The sequence below is a fragment of the Synechococcus sp. H60.1 genome, assembly GCF_047462335.1.
GTDB lineage: Bacteria > Cyanobacteriota > Cyanobacteriia > Thermostichales > Thermostichaceae > Thermostichus.
The window spans coordinates 1-1,960 of record NZ_JANSJA010000031.1 but is presented as its reverse complement, the minus strand read 5'-3'; the positions used below and the strand labels follow the sequence as shown (position 1 = coordinate 1,960).

The 1,960-nt window shown below is 56.7% G+C and carries 1 protein-coding gene; it reads left to right on the top strand.

What is annotated here, in order from left to right:
• Positions 1-42: 42 nt before the first annotated feature.
• Complete coding sequence (locus tag NW852_RS01470) at positions 43-1,677, top strand: AAA family ATPase (protein ID WP_414366674.1); 1,635 nt, start codon at positions 43-45, stop codon at positions 1,675-1,677.
• The last annotated feature ends 283 nt before the right edge of the window (positions 1,678-1,960 follow it).

Genomic DNA, 1,960 nt, shown 5'->3' with positions numbered 1-1,960 from the left:
CGGATCCCTTTGCTAGACTACCTACAGCTAGCAGCTAGATCCATGAGTTCCTTAGATCTCGCCTTTGCCAGCAATCACCAAGACATTCTCACGCTGCTGGACTTGGTGGTTCGCGCTCGCTACCCTTTGATCTACCTGGTTACTCCCGAAGAAGCCCCAGCAGAGGAGCTGCTACAAGTTCTGGCCGATTCTCTCAAACCCAAGCGCAAACTCCTAATCTGGGATATCGTCTCTGGCTGGTCAGATAACGGCCAAAACAAAGGTCAATTGATGCCTGCTCTGGGCCGCATCGGCGCTATCAAAGAGGACGAGGCGGTTATTTGTGTTCTCAAGGATCTAAACCCCACCCTGAGAAATCCAGAACGCTCAGATAACTATCCCGTTATCCGCTACCTAAAAACCTTGGCCAGAGAGGGCCGCCACAGCCGCAAGTCCATCATCCTCCTGGGTCAAGAAGCCGTTGTCCCTGCCGAGCTGCGCGAGGAAATTGTAGTCTATGATTTTCCCCTGCCCAGCATCGACGAAATTGAGCGGATCGTTACCCGCGCGATCCCTGCCCGTCAACTGGAGCTAAGCGGCCCAGCGCGGGAACAACTGGTTCGAGCCTGTCAAGGGCTGACCCGGCAGCGCATTGAGCGGATCCTGGCCCGCGCCCTAGCCGCCAAAGGCAAGGTCAGCGAGGGCGATATCGACCTGGTTCTGGAAGAGAAAAAGCAATACATCCGCCAGACGGAAATCCTGGAGTTTTACAACCCCTCCGAGACCCTGCAAAATGTCGGCGGCCTGGAAAACCTCAAAGCCTGGATTCGCCAGCGCCGCAACAGCTTTAGTGCCCAGGCCCGCGACTATGGCTTGCCCAGCCCCAAGGGCATTTTGCTGGCCGGGATTCAGGGTACCGGCAAGTCCCTCTGTGCCAAAACCATAGCCCGCGAGTGGCGCATGCCCTTGCTCCGGCTGGATGTGGGGCGACTCTTCGGCGGGATCGTCGGCGAAAGTGAAAGCCGCGTGCGCCAGATGATCCAAATTGCCGAAGCTATGGCCCCCTGTGTTTTGTGGATTGATGAGTTGGATAAGGCCTTTGGCGGCGTCAACAGCGAGTTTTCAGGAGATTCGGGCACCAGCAAGCGGGTCTTCGGCAGCCTAATTACCTGGATGCAGGAAAAAACCAAACCCGTTTTTATTGTTGCCACCGCCAATAATGTCCGCATCTTGCCGGCTGAGTTGCTGCGCAAAGGCCGGTTTGATGAGATTTTCTTTGTCAATTTGCCCAACCAGCGGGAGCGGGAGGAGATCTTCCAAGTCCACATCCAGCGGCTGCGGCCCAACCGCTTGCGGGATTTCTCCTACCCTGAGCTGGCCATGGCCAGCGAAGATTTCAGCGGGGCAGAAATTGAACAGGCCATCTACGATGCCATGCACATGGCCTTCAACCAGGATCCACCCCGCGAGTTTACCCAGGAGGACATCCTTAGCGCCATTCGCCAAACTGTTCCTCTGGCCGCCATCGCCCGCGACCAGATTCAGGACTTAAAGGCATGGGCTGCCGAGTCCGGGGCGCGCACAGCCTCCCAAGACCAACAGCTTGTGCAGGAGCTGCGAACGCTGGTGCAAAAAAGAGGGCTGGGCCCCATCGAAGTCGACAGCCCCTCTTCGTTTTTCCCCTCCTCCCCCTCCTAAGTTCTCAGTCCTGGTCTTCTGGCGGGATGTAGCAGCCCTACCAAAACCAAAGGTGTTCAGCTCCCCAGGGATCCAACAGACAGCGGCTGCTTTGGGCTACGGGATCCCTGATTTTGGTGGTCGATTTGGGGGCTGGAAGCTTACCAAGCTGAAGTAATTGCCAAAACTGACCGGGCCTATGGCTTATGCAGCAGCAGGTAGTTGGAAGGTTAACTTGAGGTGTAGGGATGGCGGAAACCTTTGATCCTGTTCTGGGTGGGCAGCAATTGGCCGGCTCCGATCC